The 17,506-nt window shown below is 61.7% G+C and carries 15 protein-coding genes; 9 read left to right on the forward strand and 6 right to left on the reverse strand.

Annotated elements, in window-relative coordinates; all coding sequences use genetic code 11:
- Positions 1–116 precede the first annotated feature (116 nt).
- Positions 117–1,472, reverse strand: coding sequence for a hemolysin family protein (locus BG57_RS24045; RefSeq protein ID WP_035968828.1), 1,356 nt, complete (start codon positions 1,470–1,472; stop codon positions 117–119).
- A gap of 61 nt (positions 1,473–1,533) precedes the next feature.
- The gene (locus BG57_RS24050; RefSeq protein ID WP_229753847.1) at positions 1,534–2,655 is read right to left on the reverse strand and encodes a sensor histidine kinase; all 1,122 of its coding nucleotides are present in this window, start codon (positions 2,653–2,655) and stop codon (positions 1,534–1,536) included.
- A 403-nt stretch (positions 2,656–3,058) separates the two neighbouring features.
- Here BG57_RS24050 and BG57_RS24055 point away from each other — a divergent pair, with 403 nt between their 5' ends.
- The 9 genes from BG57_RS24055 to BG57_RS24095 all read left to right on the forward strand — a co-directional run bounded on the left by BG57_RS24055 (position 3,059) and on the right by BG57_RS24095 (position 12,966).
- Positions 3,059–4,117: a glycosyltransferase family 2 protein gene (locus BG57_RS24055; protein WP_035968830.1), complete on the forward strand. Its 1,059-nt coding sequence runs from the start codon at positions 3,059–3,061 to the stop codon at positions 4,115–4,117.
- 43 nt (positions 4,118–4,160) lie between these two features.
- Entirely contained in the window at positions 4,161–5,648 is a 1,488-nt protein-coding gene (locus BG57_RS24060) for a N,N-dimethylformamidase beta subunit family domain-containing protein (protein WP_035968833.1), read from the forward strand.
- Between the two features lie 416 nt (positions 5,649–6,064).
- On the forward strand, positions 6,065–7,333 hold the full coding sequence (locus BG57_RS24065) for a flippase (protein ID WP_035968834.1): 1,269 nt from the start codon (positions 6,065–6,067) through the stop codon (positions 7,331–7,333).
- Positions 7,334–7,567: 234 nt separating this feature from the next.
- On the forward strand, positions 7,568–7,747 hold the full coding sequence (locus BG57_RS24070) for a hypothetical protein (RefSeq protein WP_035968835.1): 180 nt from the start codon (positions 7,568–7,570) through the stop codon (positions 7,745–7,747).
- 488 nt (positions 7,748–8,235) lie between these two features.
- Complete coding sequence (locus BG57_RS24075; RefSeq protein ID WP_035968837.1) at positions 8,236–9,387, forward strand: glycosyltransferase; 1,152 nt, start codon at positions 8,236–8,238, stop codon at positions 9,385–9,387.
- A 10-nt stretch (positions 9,388–9,397) separates the two neighbouring features.
- Positions 9,398–10,477: a glycosyltransferase family 4 protein gene (locus BG57_RS24080; protein WP_035968840.1), complete on the forward strand. Its 1,080-nt coding sequence runs from the start codon at positions 9,398–9,400 to the stop codon at positions 10,475–10,477.
- Between the two features lie 37 nt (positions 10,478–10,514).
- Complete coding sequence (locus BG57_RS24085; RefSeq protein WP_035968842.1) at positions 10,515–11,708, forward strand: glycosyltransferase; 1,194 nt, start codon at positions 10,515–10,517, stop codon at positions 11,706–11,708.
- A gap of 129 nt (positions 11,709–11,837) precedes the next feature.
- Positions 11,838–12,179, forward strand: coding sequence for an FKBP-type peptidyl-prolyl cis-trans isomerase (locus BG57_RS24090; protein ID WP_035968893.1), 342 nt, complete (start codon positions 11,838–11,840; stop codon positions 12,177–12,179).
- 7 nt (positions 12,180–12,186) lie between these two features.
- The gene (locus BG57_RS24095) at positions 12,187–12,966 is read left to right on the forward strand and encodes an AraC family transcriptional regulator (protein ID WP_035968843.1); all 780 of its coding nucleotides are present in this window, start codon (positions 12,187–12,189) and stop codon (positions 12,964–12,966) included.
- 60 nt (positions 12,967–13,026) lie between these two features.
- On the opposite strand, the gene purF is transcribed toward BG57_RS24095, so the two are convergent.
- The 4 genes from purF to folC form a co-directional block, all read right to left on the reverse strand.
- Positions 13,027–14,574: an amidophosphoribosyltransferase gene (gene purF / locus BG57_RS24100; RefSeq protein WP_035968845.1), complete on the reverse strand. Its 1,548-nt coding sequence runs from the start codon at positions 14,572–14,574 to the stop codon at positions 13,027–13,029.
- Positions 14,575–14,706: 132 nt separating this feature from the next.
- A complete protein-coding gene (locus BG57_RS24105) occupies positions 14,707–15,240 on the reverse strand; it encodes a CvpA family protein (protein ID WP_035968846.1) in 534 nt (177 codons plus the stop codon).
- A gap of 6 nt (positions 15,241–15,246) precedes the next feature.
- On the reverse strand, positions 15,247–16,092 hold the full coding sequence (locus tag BG57_RS24110; RefSeq protein ID WP_035968847.1) for an SPOR domain-containing protein: 846 nt from the start codon (positions 16,090–16,092) through the stop codon (positions 15,247–15,249).
- Positions 16,093–16,139: 47 nt separating this feature from the next.
- Positions 16,140–17,450, reverse strand: a complete 1,311-nt coding sequence (folC, locus tag BG57_RS24115; protein ID WP_035968848.1) for a bifunctional tetrahydrofolate synthase/dihydrofolate synthase — start codon at positions 17,448–17,450, stop codon at positions 16,140–16,142.
- Positions 17,451–17,506: the final 56 nt, after the last annotated feature.

Here is a 17,506-nt window from a genome sequence, read left to right on the forward strand (position 1 = left end):
CCTTTTCATCGCGCTACTTGCTTTCATGTCGGTCTATTTGCTCGCCCCGCCGGGGCGCACTAATAGACCGACGCGAATGATACGAAGCCGAATCAAGAAAACAAAAAACCCGCCGCCTAAGCAAAAGCCTCCTCCTCACGAGGATAAACCCGAACCAGCACAATCCGGGGCCCATTCATCTTCTTGACGACGATATCGAACCGATCGAACGCAACGCGTTGCCCCTCCGACGGCAAATCGCCAAGCGCATTGATGACTAGCCCCCCGACCGATTCCGCCCGCCCTTCATCGATATCGATCCCCAGCGCGCGCTCCAGCGATACAACCGGCAACGAGCCCTTGCCCATCAAAGTGCCATCGTCCATACGCGACCAGTCCGCATCGCCCTGACGGAACTCATCGTGAATCTGGCCCACCAGCGCACCGAGCAAGTTATCGAGCGTGATAAAGCCAATCGGCTTCGCCCCCTTCCTCCCGACAAGCGCGAAATGCGGCGCACCCTTGCGAAAGCGCCTGAACAACTCCAGCGCCGATAGATTCGGCGCAACATACTGCACCGGCCGCGCATAACGCGACAGCTTTTCCAGTTTCTCGCCATCCTTGCTGAAACTGAAGCTGAACGTCTTGCTCCCGCCATCGCGCGCAAGCAATAAGTCCTTCAGATGGATCATGCCGATCACTCGCTCACCCGATCCATCCGCATACAACGGATATCGGCTGAAGCGATGCCGCGCAATCACCGCAAGATTCTCGCGCACCGATAAATCATTGCGCAGACCGACAAGCTCATGCCCCGGCCGCATCAGGTCGGACACCGTCATGCGGCTGAAATCGAGCGAATGCGCAATGGTGTTCCACTCATCCGCGTTATACGACGATGCTCCGCCAAGCCGGCGCCCGCGCAAGATCAGCTTGAGTTCATCGGTCGAGTAATGTGCGTCATGGCCATGCTCGGCCGATATTCCAAAAAGCCGCAAAACCAGATTCGCGCTGGAATTCAGCACCCAGATAAACGGGTACATCAGCCAATAGAAACCGTAAAGCGGCGTGGCAAGCCACAATCCCACCTGCTCGGCACGACGAATCGCCCATGACTTCGGCGCAAGTTCGCCAACGACGATGTGCAGGAACGAAATGACCGTGAACGCGAAGAACAGCGAGATGGAGTCGACGAGCCGCTCCGACTCCACGCCGATCAGCGCGAAAAGCGGATGCAGCACCGATGCGAAAGCGGGCTCGCCAATCCATCCGAGCCCGAGCGATGCCAGCGTAATGCCCAACTGACATGCGGAGAGATAGGCGTCGAGTTGCCCGTGAACTTTCGCGAGCAGCCGGCCCGGCAGACCGTTGGTCCTGGCAATGGCCTTGACACGCGTCGCCCTGAGTTTGACGAGCCCGAATTCAGCAGCGACGAAAAAGCCATTCAGGGCGACGAGCAACAATGCGCCGATCAGCGCGACAACCTGAGCCAAAGCAACTCTCTTCGAAAGTGGAAAGCGTCAGTATATGGGCGACAGGCAATCGAAAGTCAAATTACATCCCGGCAACCGCGATCCGCGCCGATAGCACCACCTCCGTGCCATCGACGATATTCGCATGTTCGAACGCACCACCGTGCGCTTCGGTCACGCGCTTGCACAGCGCGAAGGCCCACGCAATCCGCCCGCCCTCGCGCGGCTCGAGCGCCTGCCGTCGCGCAAAGGCTTCGAGCGCGTGCGGCGCCGATGCATCCGTGAGCGCCTTGGCCGATGCCGTGAATCGCACGTCCGTGCGCCACATGTTCCCCTCGATCACGCTCGCGACCTGCACGGTCGTATCGCGCGCGCTGGCTTCGACCGCGAACGTCAACATGAGCCACAGCATCTGCGTGAGGCGCTCGGCATCGCCTTCGACCTGCTCCTCCGCAAGCGGAGATTCAACCGTGATAGCGACGCCACGCTGCAGCGCAAGGCTGCCCTTCGCAAGCGACACGCTTTTATCCAGCACTGACCGGACGGCCACGGGCGCAAGCGACAACGCGAGCGCCTTGGTTTCGGCACGCGTCGTATCGACGGATTGCTCGATCAGCTTCACCTGCTGCTCGACACCCGAACGTATGCCCGCAAGCGCGCGCTGCGCGGCGGGATCCTTGGCGTCGACCTTTCGTTCCAGCACGTAACCCCAGCTATGAATCGCATTGAGCGGTCCGCGCAAGTCATGCGACACGACCGACAAGACATGATCGCGCATGAAAAGCGATGCCTCTGCCCGCAAATGCGCAAAGCGCTCGGCTTTCCCTTGCGTCTGTGAAGCACCCGTGCAAGGCGAAACGACGAGCGTGACCGATTCATTCGAAGGCAGCGCAAGAATGGCGAAGTTGCGCGTGGACTCGTCTTCTTCGATGGAAACCTGCGCTCGACGGATGCCGTTGCCAGCAAGCGCAGCATCCGCAGCCTCGGCGAGCGCAGCAACGAGCGGCTTCGGCAAGGACGTTTCAGTCAGGGCGCGGCCTGTGAGGCCGGCGGAGCCGGTATCGAAGATGTGTGCAAAGGCGGCGTCGGCAGAGAGGCAACGCTGGGCGGCATCGAGCACGAGCACGCCGTCATTTCCTGAAGCGGCCGGATCGATCTGCTGCGCGCCTCCGGGCTCGACCGTACTGGAGAAAGACGTGGTCACGGTTGTTGGTCCTTGCGTATATCGATGTTGCGGTTCATGTCGCCAAGAAACGGATGCTTGTCGGAGCCCGACCAAATCATTATATGTGAGCGCCTCTCCCGTTTGCGAAGCGTAAAACGCTTAATGCATCGAACCAGCAATCACCGTGCGCGGCTCTTTGCAATTGCCGTTGCGTTTCGTATATGCGGTTCAACACACCAAGGGGTCGGCGACGCGCCGGGGCATCGTGCGTCTTCGAACACTTTATCCTTACAAAGGACTATAAGCTGCTTCTCAAGATAGCGCACTGGTCGGCCGGCCCTGCAATAGCATGGGCCGCGACGGGGAGTCGAACTCCGATCAGCAACGCCGCTCTCGGCCACGGTAAGCCTTAATTCAAAACATCAACCGGGTACACGAGTCCATGAAACGCGCCCGCAGCGTCGCGCCGACATTGCTGTCGGTGATCATTCCCGCCTATAACGTCGAGCATTACATCGCCGCTTCCCTCGAATCGGCACTCTCGCAACCACGCGCCAACGAGATCGAAATCATCGTCATCGACGACGGTTCGACAGACCGCACACTGGAACGCATCCGCGAAGTTCAGCGCAGCGAGCGCGGACAGCATATTCAGGTGATTCACCAGGAAAACCGTGGTGTGTCGGCTGCCCGCAATCGGGCGATCGCGCTGGCGTCATCGCCGTTCATCGGATTTCTCGATTCCGACGATGTGTGGTCCGCCGATTTCACCGCGAAGATCATGCCGCTCCTCGACAGGAACGTGGCGGACATCATCGAGTTCAACGTCGGCATCATCAATTCGAATGGCAAGCTCATCGAGCATCTCGAGTTGGTCCACCGCGCCACGACCGGTCCCCGCACTTGCGATCTCAAAGCGCTGCTCGATTTCGCACGTGTTTATCAGGTCTTTCCCGTGGCGCGCGTGTACAGGCGCGAATTGTGGAACGGGATCGAATTTCCAGCGGGCCGCGTGTACGAGGACGCTTCCGCGATTCCGCTCGTTTATTCGCGTGCGCAAACGCTTTATCGCCTCGCCGACGATCTGTATTTTTATCGCCGGCGCGCGGGCAGCATCACCACCAAAGCGACGCCGTTCACGGTGATGAGTCTCACGACATGCGCGGAAGAAACACTCGCGCGCTGTAACGGCGGCCCGCTGGATACCTTCTGGCTCGCGATGTTCCATAAGGTGTTCGCGTATGCCTGCCATGAAGCCGCACGCGTCGATGCACGCGGCTTCGCGGAATCGATGCGAATGATGGAAGCGACCGCCGCGCGCTATCGCGTCTTTGCCGCGAATCGCACGGATACGCCTTCGGTGCTGCGCTTTCATACGCGAATCGTCGCGGACCGGCGCTGGTTCCAGACCAAGCGCATTGTGAAGCGCGTGCTCGGCAAGGAGCTGCGCGCGCCGTCGTCCGCGCCGCGCACCATCGCCACCGCCACCGCCAATCAATGACAAGAACGAATAACGAATAACAAGGCCAACACGAGGGCGTGACATGCAGATCTATCCGATAAGGCCCGGCTTCACGGCCGGCGACTGGTTCGAGCTTGCGGTGCAACCGGGCTCGCGGTTTTCCATCGCCATCTACCAGCAACGCAGCGATGAAGACCTGACGAGCGTTGGCGGTGTCGCCGTTCAACCGGGCGGCAGCGTGCGTGCCGAGATGATCAACGGCAGGATCGTGTTTCAGTCGCCGGGCAATCTCAAGCCCGTGCGTTTCGATGAAGACTGGCGTTGGCCCATCGTCACCATCAAGCCGAATAACGACGATCTCGAAAGCGGCGCGTATGTCGCGATCGCCTATGAAGTCGGCGCGAATGGCGAGCCGCTGACCGACCTCGGACGTCGCGTCGCTGCGCACAAGCCCATCTTTGCAGGGCCGCCCGATAGCGACAGCATGGCGCTCATCATCGCGAGGCCGCGCACGCCTTCCGCGGACATCGCGTATATCGTCCCGATCAATACATATCACGCGTATAACTCGATGGGCGGCGGATGCTATTACGGCGATCCGATCCATCGCACACAGGCGCAAACGCGCGTGAGCCTCCTGCGGCCGGGCGGCGGTCTTGGCGCTCAACTTGGCGAACCCGCCGATCCCTACGACATGCGCTCGCCGCGTCAGCAATTCACGCATTGGGACGCGAAATTCATTCGCTGGCTGCGAGCCGAAGGCATTGCGTGTGACTTCTATACCGATCACGATCTGCATCGCGGCTCGCACCTCAAACTCGAAGCCTATCGCTGCATGTTGAGCGTGGGGCATCATGAATACTGGAGCAAGGAGATGCGCGAGCATGTCGCGCGCTTCATCGCCGATGGCGGCAATCTCGCGATCTTCAGCGGCAATACCTGCTTTCGCCCGATCGATTACGCGGACGCACCCATCGACGGCGATTACGCGGTGATGAATCGACTCGGCGAGCAATGGCCGGGACACGACGAGTCGGATCTCATCGGCCTCTCGTATGGATACGGCGGCGGCAAATACGGCGTATGGAAACGCCTGCGCGGCGGCTGGATCAAGCGCGAGCGCGAAGCGATCGGCTACACCGTGCGCGATGCGAACCACTGGGTTTTCGGCGGCACGGGCTTGCGCAATGGACAAAGCTTCGGCGCAGTGGATCGGCTCGTCGGCTATGAAGTCGATGGCGTGCCGCCCGCGCCCAATGGTTTCGTCACGCTCGCGGATACGGTGAGACTCGAAGGCTGGGACATGGGCGGCATCGGTGCGATGGGTGTGTATCGGCCGAATCGCGACGGCAGCGTCAAGCAAGGGCTCGTATTCAACGGCGGCACGACTGACTGGGCCCGCGTGCTAATGGACAAACACGCTGAAAGCCGCCTCGTCGTGGACCAGATCACGCGCAATGTGGTGCGCCGGTTCATCGGCTTGCCGCCGCATCATATCGTGCGTTCGGATGCGATCATCGACAGCACCGAACGAGGCGCACGGAAGATAGCCGACAACGCATCGGCCTGAGCGATTTGCCCGCCGGAGCCGCGCGGCCCGGCGGTCGTTTTTCCCGCACAGCACATCGCGCGGAGAATTTGCGTGTGCAAACCCACTGAAGATTTATTTTTTTTCCGGTTTAATGCTCGCTGCGGACGCGTCGCGTCATCCCCGGCGGCTGGTCAATGGCGCCGCACTGACGCGCAGTCGTTCCAGCGTTGCTTCACCTCTCGCAATGCCCCTTTCGCATCCGCTGTCAGGCCAAGGCACGGACGCTTTACCCTCCTTGGCCGTGCGCCTCTGCCATGAAGGAATAACGCCGGACGAAACTATTCGTCTCGGGCGTTGTCATGGAAATGCCCGGTTGAAAGGGCAAAAATGCAGAAGGCAGCACTTTTTGCGTCATCGACACCAGGGCAGCAATTCAAGTCGGGAAAAATCGCTCAATGGCATCTTTTCGAAAGAACTTCACCATTCTGATGACGTTGCAGGTATCGACGTACCTCGCACCGCTTCTGACGCTGCCGTGGCTGGCGCGCGTCCTCGGCCCTAGCGAATATGGGCGGCTTTCCTTCGCGATGGCCTTCACCACGTATTTCATCACGCTGACCAACTACAGCTTCTCGCTCACCGCGACACCCAAGATTTCGATCAACCGCGATAACCGTGCGCTGCGCTCCAAGATGTTCTGGGAGACGATGTACGCGCAAATAGCACTGTCCGTCGCGGGCTTCATCGTGCTGGTCTTGCTGACGTTCATCGTGCCGATGCTCGCGGAAAACCGGGGGCTCCTGCTCGTCGGCTTCGGCATGGCGATCGGCTCCATGCTCATTCCCACGTGGTATTTCCAGGGCGTCGAAGATCTTGGCGTGATCAGCGCAATCGTGTTCGTGGGCCGCGCGCTCAGCATTCCGGCGATGTATCTGTTCGTGCGCCATCACGATGACGTCAACAACGCGATGCTCGTCAATACGCTCGTGCCGCTGCTGTCGGGCATCGCTATCTGCGTCTACTTGTATTTCCGCCGCGAGCTCGATTTCGTCCACGTATCGCTCAAGACCATCATCGAACGGCTGAAAGATGGTTGGAGCGTCTTCATGGCCACATCGCTCGTCGATATTTATGCGTCAAGCAATATCGTGCTGCTGACCTTCATCGCGGGCAACGTGGCGGGCGGTTACTTCGCCGCGGGCGACAAGCTGATCCGCGCGGCGCTGAACATGCTGCGGCCGCTCAAGACCGCCGCGTATCCGCGTGTGAGCTTTCTGATGCACCATGCACGCGATGATGCATTCGCGTTCCTGCGAAAGATGTTCGTGGTGCAAGGCGCGATCGTGTCGGTCATCTCGGTGTGCATTTTCTTCGGCGCACCGCTCGCAGTGAAAGTGCTCTACGGACCGCAGTTCGGCCCGACGGTAGACGTACTGCGCTGGATGGCCTTCGTGCCGCTAATGTCCGGACTGGCCGATCTCTTCGGCGTTCAGACGATGCTTCCGCTCGGCATGAAGTCGCACTTCAGCCGCGTGCTGATTGGCTCCGCGGTGCTCAACTTCGCGTTGCTCGGGGTGCTGGCGACGCTGTTCCACGAGCAGGGCGCAGCGGCGACCGTGCTGGTCGTCGAGACCGCCATCGCGGCGGCAATGGCTTTTACGCTGCATCTCGAAGGCGTGCCGTTGCTGAAGCGCCAGCGTCCGATGACGGAAGGCGCCAACTAATTCCCCTGGCGCGTTTCCTGCTGCTAGACGTGCTCCCTTCCCCGTTCCGGCGCCGCCGGAACGTCCGTGCCTAACGCCCTGAAACCCGAACTGGCCGCTTGATAGCAGCGGCCTTTGCATGCCTGAGCGCTGCGCTACTCCAGATGTTGGAGCCATGTATGTGTGGTTCCGCACGGACGGGCGACGGTTCGGGGTTTAAGGTACTAGGTAAGAATACTTATTGTGAGCGGTGGAATGAAACCAGACGACCTTTCGTTCGAACGCGTGCAGAAGCTGGTAGAGCGCGCCGAAAATCTGCGCATGCAATCGGCTGCAATTCCGGTCAAGGATTTGCGGGTGCTTCTCGAAGTTTGCGAAGTCGCCTTCTCGCAGCAGGCATTGGCGAACGCCAAGGCCGAACCCGAAGTCAATTGACTTCGGCAGCACGACCCAAAGCTCGCTGTCGATCTTGCCGCCCCTGATGACTAGGGGTGCAACGGCAAGTTGCACGGCTACACATTCACTACCGGCTTTGCGTCGTGCAAACTCACTCGCGTATCGAAGAATGCGCCGTCTTTCGACAGGACGGCGCGACTCCGATTGCCAAAACTGAATTCCTCGCCTCGTGCGAGGGAAGCCTTTCGCTGAACAGGCTGGTTCCTGTATCAACGAAACGCACTCAATTCAATCGAGCAGCAAAACAAGACTTGTGAATCGAGTGGCCAAGATCGCATTCGATTAGTGATGCTGCGCGTCGGCTTCATTGCCTTGTGTTTCGCTTTCAACGTGTATTCGCGCACAGTCCCGCCCTGCTTAGCTCGGGGATATGTGTGCTACCAACTATTGACAGGACCTGGCCGCGCATATTCTCCATTGCGAGTGCAACGGGGTGCGTGGCAATACACTAAAAAAAGAGTCCAGGAATGAAAGAGATCGTCCACATAACCGAGGCGTTCGGTGGCGGGGTGTTGTCTATGCTGACGCAACTGTCGAACCGCGCAGCGGCGGCAGGAGTCAGTGTCACGATCCTTCATTCGATCCGGCCGGAGAGTCCCGTCAACTTCTCGAAGCTCTTTCATCCCGCAGTCAGGCTTGTCCACGTGGACATGTGCCGTGATGTTCATCCGGTCAAGGACTGGACCGGTCTATGGGATCTCGTGCGCGCGCTTCGCCATTGCGATCCTTCCGTGGTGCATCTTCATTCGTCGAAGGCAGGCGTGCTCGGCCGTGCTGCCGCATGCATTGCAACGCCTGACGCGCGGATCTTCTATTCGCCTCATGGCCTGTCCTTCCTGCGCCGTGATGTATCGCCTGCAAAGCAACTGGCTTACTTGAACTTCGAACGCATTGCGGCGCGCATGGGCGGCGTCATCGTCGCATGCTCGGCGAGTGAGTTGCACGAGATCGAAAGCAAGGTCAATCCGCGCAGCGCGGTGCTGATAGAGAACGGTGTCAACGTATCGGAGATACCGCCGCGCATCGAGAAGGACGATGACCGCATCGTGATCGGCATGAGCGGACGCGCGTCGTATCAGAAAAATCACGAAGCATTCGCCAGCCTTGCAACTACTTTGCAAACGCCGAACGTCGGCTTCTCGTGGATAGGCGGCAACCCCGATGAGTTGCCCGTCGAAGCGCGCAGCGCGGTTAAATGCAGCGGATGGGTCACGCGCGATCGCGCGCTTGAACTGACTGCGCAACTCGATGTCTATGTGCAGACATCGCGCTGGGAAGGCATGCCGATCGCGCTCATCGAAGCACAGGTCGCCGGTATTCCCGCCGTCGTCACGGATGTCGTCGGCAATCGCGATGTCGTGAAGCATGGTGTGACCGGCTTCGTCGCGACGAGCATCGAAGAGATGGGGGCATATATCGCCCGCCTGCGTGACGATCCCGCGCTACGTGCGCGCATGGGCGCTGCCGCGAGACACGCTGCGAGCGCGCGCTTCTCGATGGACACGATCTTTCGTCAATGGCTGTCGATCTACGAAACGGGATCCGGCAAGCCAGTGCGCGAACCACTCGGCGCAAACGAAGTCGCATCGTATGAAGCCCGGCCGGACTCACAGTTTTAAAGCGGAATACATGGACACTTCGATCGCAACCAGCAAGCTCGTTTATAACGGGCGATTCACGAGCCAGAAGACGACGGGCGTGCAGCGTGTCGCACGCGAACTCGTCGCTGCGCTCGTGAAGCTGCCGGAGGGCGCGCACGTGATGCTCGCGGTGCCGCCGCAGTCCGGGCTCGTGCCGGTCGATGGCGTGCCCACCGTCAAGCTCGGATTCGGCAAGGGCGTGCTGTGGGAGCAGTTCGTGCTGCCGCTCTTTGCAGGGCGATCGCGCATCGTGAATCTCAGCAACTCCGGCTCGATCTTTCGTCGAAACCAGATCATCTACATGCACGATGCTGCGGTGTTCGACACGCCCGCGCATTTCTCGTGGAAGTTTCGCATGTGGTATCGCGTGATGTTCTGGATTCTCGCGCGCACGTCGAGCTGTGTGCTGACGAACTCGATGTTTTCGCGGGACCGGCTTGCGCATCATGTGGGTGTTGCGCCCGAGCGCATCGGCGTGGTGCCGCTCGCTGCGGATCACCTCGATCATGTCGTGGCCGATGATTCAGTCATCGCGGAATTAAATCTCACTCCCAATCGTTACGTCCTGGCAGTGAGCAGCATGAATCCGACCAAGAATTTCAAGCGGCTGGTCGAGGCTTTCATGCGTCTGAACGATCCGTCGATCGACCTCGTCATCGTCGGTATGAAGAATGCGGCGATTTTCGGCAAGGCACAGGATTTGTCGAACGCACCCAACATCAAGGAAGCAGGCTATGTGAGCGACGAAAAACTCAAGGCGCTGTATCAGCATGCAGCATGTTTTCTGTATCCGTCGATCTATGAAGGCTTCGGCATTCCCCCGCTGGAGGCAATGCGCAACGGATGCCCCACGCTCGTCGGACGCGCTGCGGCGCTGCCGGAAGCATGCGGTGACGCGTCGATCTATTGCGATCCTTATTCGGTCGACGACATGGCGACAAAGCTGCGAGAACTGCTCGATTCGCCTAAGCTAAGCGAAGACCTCAGGCGCCGTGGACTCGCGCACGCCGAGCGCTATCGTTGGACGGAAAGTGCGCGGCTGCTGATGCAATTCGTCAACAGGCAGTGAATACGCGCACGGCGCGCGCTGTTAGGGGAGAAAGCCGGTGAACGTTGGAATCTATTGTGACTCGGGCATCAACGGTGGGCATGAAGAGATGCTCAAGCGATTCATGCTCGCGCTCATTACGAGCGGAAATGTACAAACGCTGCACATCCTCGTGCCGAAGAGCAATGCGGCGCTGCATCGCTATGTGAGCGAACTGGCGCGCCACAATGCCAAGGTGCGCATGGTGAGCCTGTCTTACACCGCGGAATCGATACGCGGCGATCTGTTCGCGCTGTTCCGTGCGATTCGCTCGACGGCTGCGACGCTGCGCACGCTGCAGCTCTCGAAGCTGCTGATCGCGCAGGGCACGATCGTATCGGGCATCGCCGGGCTCTTCGCCGCGCGTTATGCGCGTGTGCGTGCGTTGAGCTACTTGCCGCTCGTCGATGACGGCCCGGCCACCGAAAGCTCAACGGATAAGGTCAAGTGGCTCGCAAAGCGCGTAATGTATCGGATGCCTGATGAATTCGTGACCCTCAACGAGCATCTGCGCGGGAAGCTGCGCACGCTCGCGCCGCATGCGCGAACGATGATCCTTGAGAACTATGTCGATGACCGCTTCAGCCGCTCGATGCTGACCAAGTCAGCGGCGCGCGCATCGCTCGGCTTGCCCGATGATGGAACCACGGTCATCGCGCACATTGGCCGCATCAACTTCAAGCAGAAGCGCCAGGATTTTCTGCTCGAAGCGATCGAGCGTCACCCGGAAGCGTTCAAGCGGACCATCGTGCTGATCATCGGTGAAGGCGCCGATGCGGCGCGGCTCGCAGCGATGGTCGACGCCAGCCCGACGCTGACTGCGTGCGTGCGAATCGTCGGCCCGAAGAGCGACGTGCTGCCGTATATCGTCGCGAGCGATACGCTCGTGCTGCCGTCGGCTTTCGAAGGCGTGCCGCTCGTGATGATCGAAGCGGTGCTCGCGGAGCGTCCCATCGTGGTATCGCGCATTTGCGGTCTGGATTCGTATCTGCCCGATGCGCTGCTTTTCCCGGCCGGCGATCACGACGCTTTTGTCGAGCGCATCTTTGCCGCGCGCGACGTGCCGATGGCCGCGCTCACCAGCGACTTCCGCCGCCGCTTCTCGCGCGAGGTATTCGAAGCACAGGCGCAGAACGTGATGATGCCGGCGACGCCATCGCGCGGCGCGTATGACCCGGCATCGCCGCAGCCTTCGGATTTGCTCGCGAAGTAAGCTGGGGGCGCCATGCGAGCGGTGGTGCTCGCATGGCGCACTCCGGCGCACGCCCCATCTCTTCCCCCGCTCCGTTCTACAATGCTGGTTTCGACCATCGGCGCTATGCCGTGCAACCAGGGAGCAAACATGTCGACAGTCACCACCGATTCCGGTCTCAAGTATGAAGACGTCACCGTCGGCGAAGGCGCCGAAGCCGTCGCGGGCAAGACGGTCAGCGTGCATTACACCGGCTGGCTGACCGACGGCCAGAAGTTCGATTCGAGCAAGGATCGCAACGAGCCCTTCGCCTTCGTCCTCGGCGGCGGCATGGTCATCAAGGGCTGGGATGAAGGCGTGCAGGGCATGAAGGTCGGCGGCGTGCGCCGTCTCACCATTCCGGCGCAGCTCGGCTATGGCGCGCGCGGTGCAGGCGGCGTGATTCCGCCGAACGCGACGCTCGTGTTCGAAGTGGAACTGCTCGACGTCTGAGGTACACGTGAGCGCGCCGCTCGCCCTCTCCACGCCCACGGTCTCGCTGCGCCGCTATGAACAGGTGCAGGCGTCGGACGAACACGACTTTCATCAGATCGTGCTCGGCTTCGACGGTGCGATGGGCATGGCAGTGGATGGCCGCGAGTCGCAGATCGACCGCCATCGCGCGTGGATCATCCCGGCCGGCGCGCGTCACGAATACTGGGCCGAAGGGGTGAATCGCCAGCTCGTGCTGGACCTGCCGGCATCATCGGTGGCGGTGCCGGCGCGCTTCTTCGAACGCGCCCGCACTGTCGATCTCGATGCCTGCATCACCGAACTCGTCGCGAACGTGGCTACCAGCGTGACCATCGACGATGCCGCGTTGCCGCGACGCTTTGCATGGCAAGCGGCCACGCGTCTGTGTGGCGCATTGATGGCCGATGCCGGCGCATCAACAAGCGATGAAATGCGCGCGCTCGACTTTGCCCGCATCGACCGATGGCTGCGCGCGCATCTCTCGGAGCCCCTGCGGGTGGCCGATCTCGCCGCTCATTGCGGCTTCGGCATGCGGCGCTTTCATCAACTGTTCAACGAAGCGTTCGGCGAGACGCCGCATCGCTATCTGCTGCGCTTGCGGCTCGATACGGCGCTCACGCTGCTTGCCGATCCGCGCACCACGCTGACTGCGATCGCGCTCGATGTCGGCTTCGCCGATCAAAGCGCGTTCACGCATGCTTTCTCGAAACGCTTCGGCATCGCGCCGGGGCAATGGCGCAACAGCGGCCTCATGCGCGCACAGTAGACGCAAAAAAGCCCGCTCGTCTGAACGACGCAGCGGGCTTCTTCCAAAGCCGCAAAGGGCCTATTCCACCGACAGTTGCAAGTGCAGTTGCGAGCGCGCCGGGCCGCCATCGAGCGCTTCGCCCGCGATGTCGCGATCCGTTTGCTCCTGCGGCGCAAGACGCGCGGTCTCGATGCGATCGAGATAGTCCGTCGTGACATCGCCGGTGATGTAATTGCCGTCGAAGCACGATGCCTCGAACTCCTTCAGCGCCGGATTGATATCGCGCACCGCGCTCTTCAGGTCCTCGACGTCCTGATACACGAGATAGTCCGCGCCGATCATGCGCGCCACTTCGTCGTCGCTGCGGCCATGCGCGACGAGTTCGCCACGCGTCGGCATGTCGATGCCGTACACGTTCGGGAATTTCACCGGCGGCGCGGCGGACGCGAAAATGACCTTGTTCGCGCCGGCGTCGCGGGCCATCTGCACGATTTCATGCGAGGTCGTTCCGCGCACGATGGAATCGTCGACGATCAGCACGTTCTTGCCCTTGAACTCGATGCCCATTGCGTTCAGCTTCTGGCGCACCGACTTCTTGCGCACCGCCTGGCCAGGCATGATGAACGTGCGGCCCACGTAGCGATTCTTGAAGAAGCCCTCGCGATATTCGACGCCGAGCTTCGCCGCCACCTGCATCGCGGCGGGGCGCGACGAATCGGGAATCGGCATGACGACGTCGATCGGCACGTCGGGCAGCACGCGCTTGATCTTCTCGGCGAGATAGTCGCCCATGCGCAGACGGGCGTTGTAGACCGGCACGCCATCGAGACACGAATCCGGACGCGCGAGATAAACCAGTTCGAAGATGCAGGGGTTCAGCACCGGCTTTTCGGCGCACTGGTGGCTGTGCAGATTGCCTTCGGCGTCGATGAAAATCGCTTCTCCCGGCTCGACATCGCGCACGAACTCGAAACCGATACCCTCGATCGCCACCGATTCCGACGCGACCATCCACTCGACGCCCGTCGACGTTTCGAGCTTGCCGAGCACGAGCGGGCGAATGCCGAACGGATCGCGGAACGCGACGAGACCGTAGCCCGCAATCAGCGAAACGATCGCATACGAGCCCTTTACGCGGCGATGCACGCCCGCGACCGCCTTCCACAGCGCGGCGGCGTCGAGCTGCAGGCCCGAGCTTGCCAGTTGCAGTTCGTGCGCGAAGACGTTGAGCAGGACTTCGGTATCCGATGCGGTGTTGATGTGCCGGCGATCGATGCGGAACATCTCGTCCTTCAACTGCATCCAGTTCGTCAGATTGCCGTTGTGCGCGAGGATGATGCCGAACGGTGCGTTGACGTAGAACGGCTGGGCTTCTTCCTCGTTCGATGCTGAACCGGCCGTCGGATAGCGCACTTGCCCGATGCCGACCGTGCCCGGCAGGCTGCGCATGTTGCGCGTACGGAACACGTCGCGCACCATGCCGTTGGCCTTGTGCATGTGGAAGTTGTTGCCGTTGGCCGTGGCGATGCCCGCCGCGTCCTGACCGCGATGCTGCAACAGCAGCAAGGCGTCATAGATGACCTGATTGACAGGGCTTTGGGAAACTACACCTACGATGCCGCACATGGCATGGTCCTTCAAAGAGTCGAAACGGGGTCGAAAGGCGTGCCGCCTGCGCGCGTTGCCCGGGCTCGTGCAAGCCGAACCAGAGGCGACGCAGTCTGGCGTCGCGCGTTCCTCGTGTAGCCAGCCGTTCGTCTATTGTGCGGCGTTTCGCGCCGGATCGCCCGGATCAGGGGCGACGTGCACATACGCGGCGAGCGTATCGGGAAGCAGCGGTTTCAGTTCGCGCACGCCCTGCTCGACCGTCGGCCTGAGCAGCGCATTGCGCCAAAAATCCTTCTGCGGCAATTCGGTCAAGCCGGCAAGGGCGACCAGGATCACCACTAGTATCGCGCCTCTGGCGAGGCCGAACAGCAAGCCCAGCGAGCGGTCTACGCCGCGCAGGCCGGTGACTTCGGTGATGCGCGTCAAAAGCGCCGACAGGACGCTCGACAGCAGCAGCACCGCGCCGACCACCAGCAGAAACGCGATGAGCCATTGCGTCAGCGCACCGCCCGGCCATGTGGACGGGATATACGGCACGACGACGCCGACGAAGCGGCCCGCAATCAGTATCGCGGCAATCCACCCCACGAGTCCGAAGGCTTCGGCAAGCAAGCCGCGCCACATGCCGCGCAACGCCGACAAGCCGATCACCGCCATTACCGCGTAGTCGAAGCTCGTGAACATCGGCGCTTAGTTCGACGTCGAACGCTTGCCGCCGGCGAGTCCCGCCTGGCGCACCTTCACGAGCGCAGCCGACGCCGCCGCGCGATCCGGGAACGGTCCCGCCCGCAGCAACGCACGGGATGAGCCGTCCGTCTGCTGCCGATGCTCAACATATGCGGGCACACCCGCGGCTTTCAACTTGTGAACCCAGTTTTGCGCGGCGGTTTCGTCGTCAAATGTACCGATTTGCAGCACGAAGCGGCTGCCTGCGGGCGACGACGGCGTGTTCGCGGTGGCGGAAGTCGTGTTGCTGGTGTTATCGGTGTCTGCTGCCTGCTCGACAGCCTGCGGCTTGGCGGCCGGCTTCGCGGCAACGGCTGGCTTCGGTTCCGGCTTCGGTTCCGGCTTGGTTTCGGGCTTCGCTTCAGGCTTGGCTTGCGCAACCGGCGCGGACGCTTGCGGCTGCTGCGCTTGCGCTACAGCCGGCGCCGATGTCGGCGCAGGACCGTCATGCGCGACGCCCGCTTGCGTATCGGCGTCTTCCGCGTCGCGCGATTGCTTCGCGGCCGGCGCGGCGCGGCTAGGAATGTCGATGGAAATGTCGTCGGTAACGGGCTTCGGGCGCGAATCCAGCACCATCGGCAGAACGATGACCGCCGCCAGCACCAGCGCGATCGCGCCGACCAGCCTGCGGCGCGCGCGCTGCTTCTCGGGCAGGGTAGGGTCGAGCATCATCGCGTCGGCGTCCGTGCGCTCCGAGCGGCGCGTGCGGCGTTCCGTGCGCACGGTATGACGCGAGCCGCGCGGGGAATCGGGGTATGCGTCGCTCGCCGCGCGTGCGTCGTCTTTCTTGCCGAACGAGAAAAGTCCCATGTATGGCTTGGTGCGAGATGCTTGGACGCCCGGCCTGGCCGACCGTCTCAGTGATGCTGCGATTTGCGGTAGGCCATGACCCCAGCCACCGTATAGAAACTACCGAAAACCACGATTCTATCATTTTCAGACGCCCGGCTTAACGCATCTTGAAAAGCGTCGGCCGGGCTGCTGAAGCGTGCAACGCTGCTATCGGGGCCTTCGCTGACACCGGCTTCGCGCAGCGCCGCCTCCAGCCGCTCCGGCGATGCCGCCCGCGGCGTCGGCAGCGCGGTCACGTTCCAGTGATCGATTTCGCCGCGGAACTGGCGGATGACGCCGTCGATATCCTTGTCGTTCATCGCGCCGAACACCGCGTAGGTGTACGGGAAGTAGCCCATGTTGCCCAAGTTCTGCGCCAGCACGGCGGCGGCGTGCGGATTGTGAGCGACATCGAGGATGATCTGCGGCTTGCCCGGCAGCACCTGGAACCGTCCCGGCAACTCGACGTTCGCAAGCCCGAGGCGAATGTCCTGCGCGGACACCGGCAGCCGGTCGCGCAACGCTTCGAGCGCGGCCAGCGCGGCCGACGTGTTGATCAGCTGATTCGCGCCGCGCAGCGCCGGATACGCGAGCGCCGAGCGCCGCTGCGTGCGCCCGATGTAGCTCCATTGCTGCCGCTCGTTGCCCGGCTGCGCTTCGTAGCGAAAATCGCGGCCGACGAGCCACAGATCCGCGCCGATGGCCTCGGCGTGATCGATCAGCGTCTGCGGCGGCGAGGGATCGCCGCACACCGCCGGCTTCCCCGAACGGAAGATGCCCGCTTTCTCGAATGCGATCTTCTCGCGGGTATCGCCGAGGTAGTCCGTATGGTCGATGTCGATGCTCGTAATCACCGCGCAATCCGTATCGACGATATTGACGGCATCCAGCCGCCCGCCGAGCCCGACTTCGAGAATCACCGCGTCCAGCCCGCGCGACGCGAAGAGATGCAGGATCGCGAGCGTCGTGAATTCGAAATACGTCAGCGAAACCGGCTCAGGCAGGCTAGCCCGCGCTTTCTCGACGGCTTCGAAATGTTCGAGCAACTCGGCGTCGCTGGCTTCCGCGCCGTCGATCCGCGCGCGCTCATTGAACGCGAGCAAGTGTGGCGACGTGTGACAGCCCACGCGATACCCGGCGCGCAACAGAATGGTTTCGAGGATCGCGCAGGTCGAGCCCTTGCCGTTCGTGCCGCCGACGGTGATGACCGGGCAGTCGAACGTCAGCCCGAGCGCGTCTTTCACGCGGCCGATCCGGGTCAGACCCATGTCGATGCCGACGGGATGCGCCGCCTCCAGATGGGCGAGCCACGCGTCGAGTGTGGGGAAAGTGTTCATTGTCGAGATCGAGAAAGCAAAAACGCCGCGCGGAACCTCGCGGGTTCACGCGCGGC

The organism is Caballeronia grimmiae, assembly GCF_000698555.1.
Taxonomy (GTDB): domain Bacteria; phylum Pseudomonadota; class Gammaproteobacteria; order Burkholderiales; family Burkholderiaceae; genus Caballeronia; species Caballeronia grimmiae.

What these genes read in the sequence shown, in the direction of transcription:
- BG57_RS24055 (WP_035968830.1), top strand. Translation starts at nt 3,059, where the DNA reads ATGAAACGCGCCCGCAGCGTCGCGCCGACATTGCTGTCGGTGATCATT.
- BG57_RS24060 (WP_035968833.1), top strand. Translation starts at nt 4,161, where the DNA reads ATGCAGATCTATCCGATAAGGCCCGGCTTCACGGCCGGCGACTGGTTC.
- BG57_RS24065 (WP_035968834.1), top strand. Translation starts at nt 6,065, where the DNA reads ATGGCATCTTTTCGAAAGAACTTCACCATTCTGATGACGTTGCAGGTA.
- BG57_RS24070 (WP_035968835.1), top strand. Translation starts at nt 7,568, where the DNA reads ATGAAACCAGACGACCTTTCGTTCGAACGCGTGCAGAAGCTGGTAGAG.
- BG57_RS24075 (WP_035968837.1), top strand. Translation starts at nt 8,236, where the DNA reads ATGAAAGAGATCGTCCACATAACCGAGGCGTTCGGTGGCGGGGTGTTG.
- BG57_RS24080 (WP_035968840.1), top strand. Translation starts at nt 9,398, where the DNA reads ATGGACACTTCGATCGCAACCAGCAAGCTCGTTTATAACGGGCGATTC.
- BG57_RS24090 (WP_035968893.1), top strand. Translation starts at nt 11,838, where the DNA reads ATGTCGACAGTCACCACCGATTCCGGTCTCAAGTATGAAGACGTCACC.
- purF (WP_035968845.1), bottom strand. Translation starts at nt 14,574, where the DNA reads ATGTGCGGCATCGTAGGTGTAGTTTCCCAAAGCCCTGTCAATCAGGTC.
- BG57_RS24105 (WP_035968846.1), bottom strand. Translation starts at nt 15,240, where the DNA reads ATGTTCACGAGCTTCGACTACGCGGTAATGGCGGTGATCGGCTTGTCG.
- BG57_RS24110 (WP_035968847.1), bottom strand. Translation starts at nt 16,092, where the DNA reads ATGGGACTTTTCTCGTTCGGCAAGAAAGACGACGCACGCGCGGCGAGC.
- folC (WP_035968848.1), bottom strand. Translation starts at nt 17,450, where the DNA reads ATGAACACTTTCCCCACACTCGACGCGTGGCTCGCCCATCTGGAGGCG.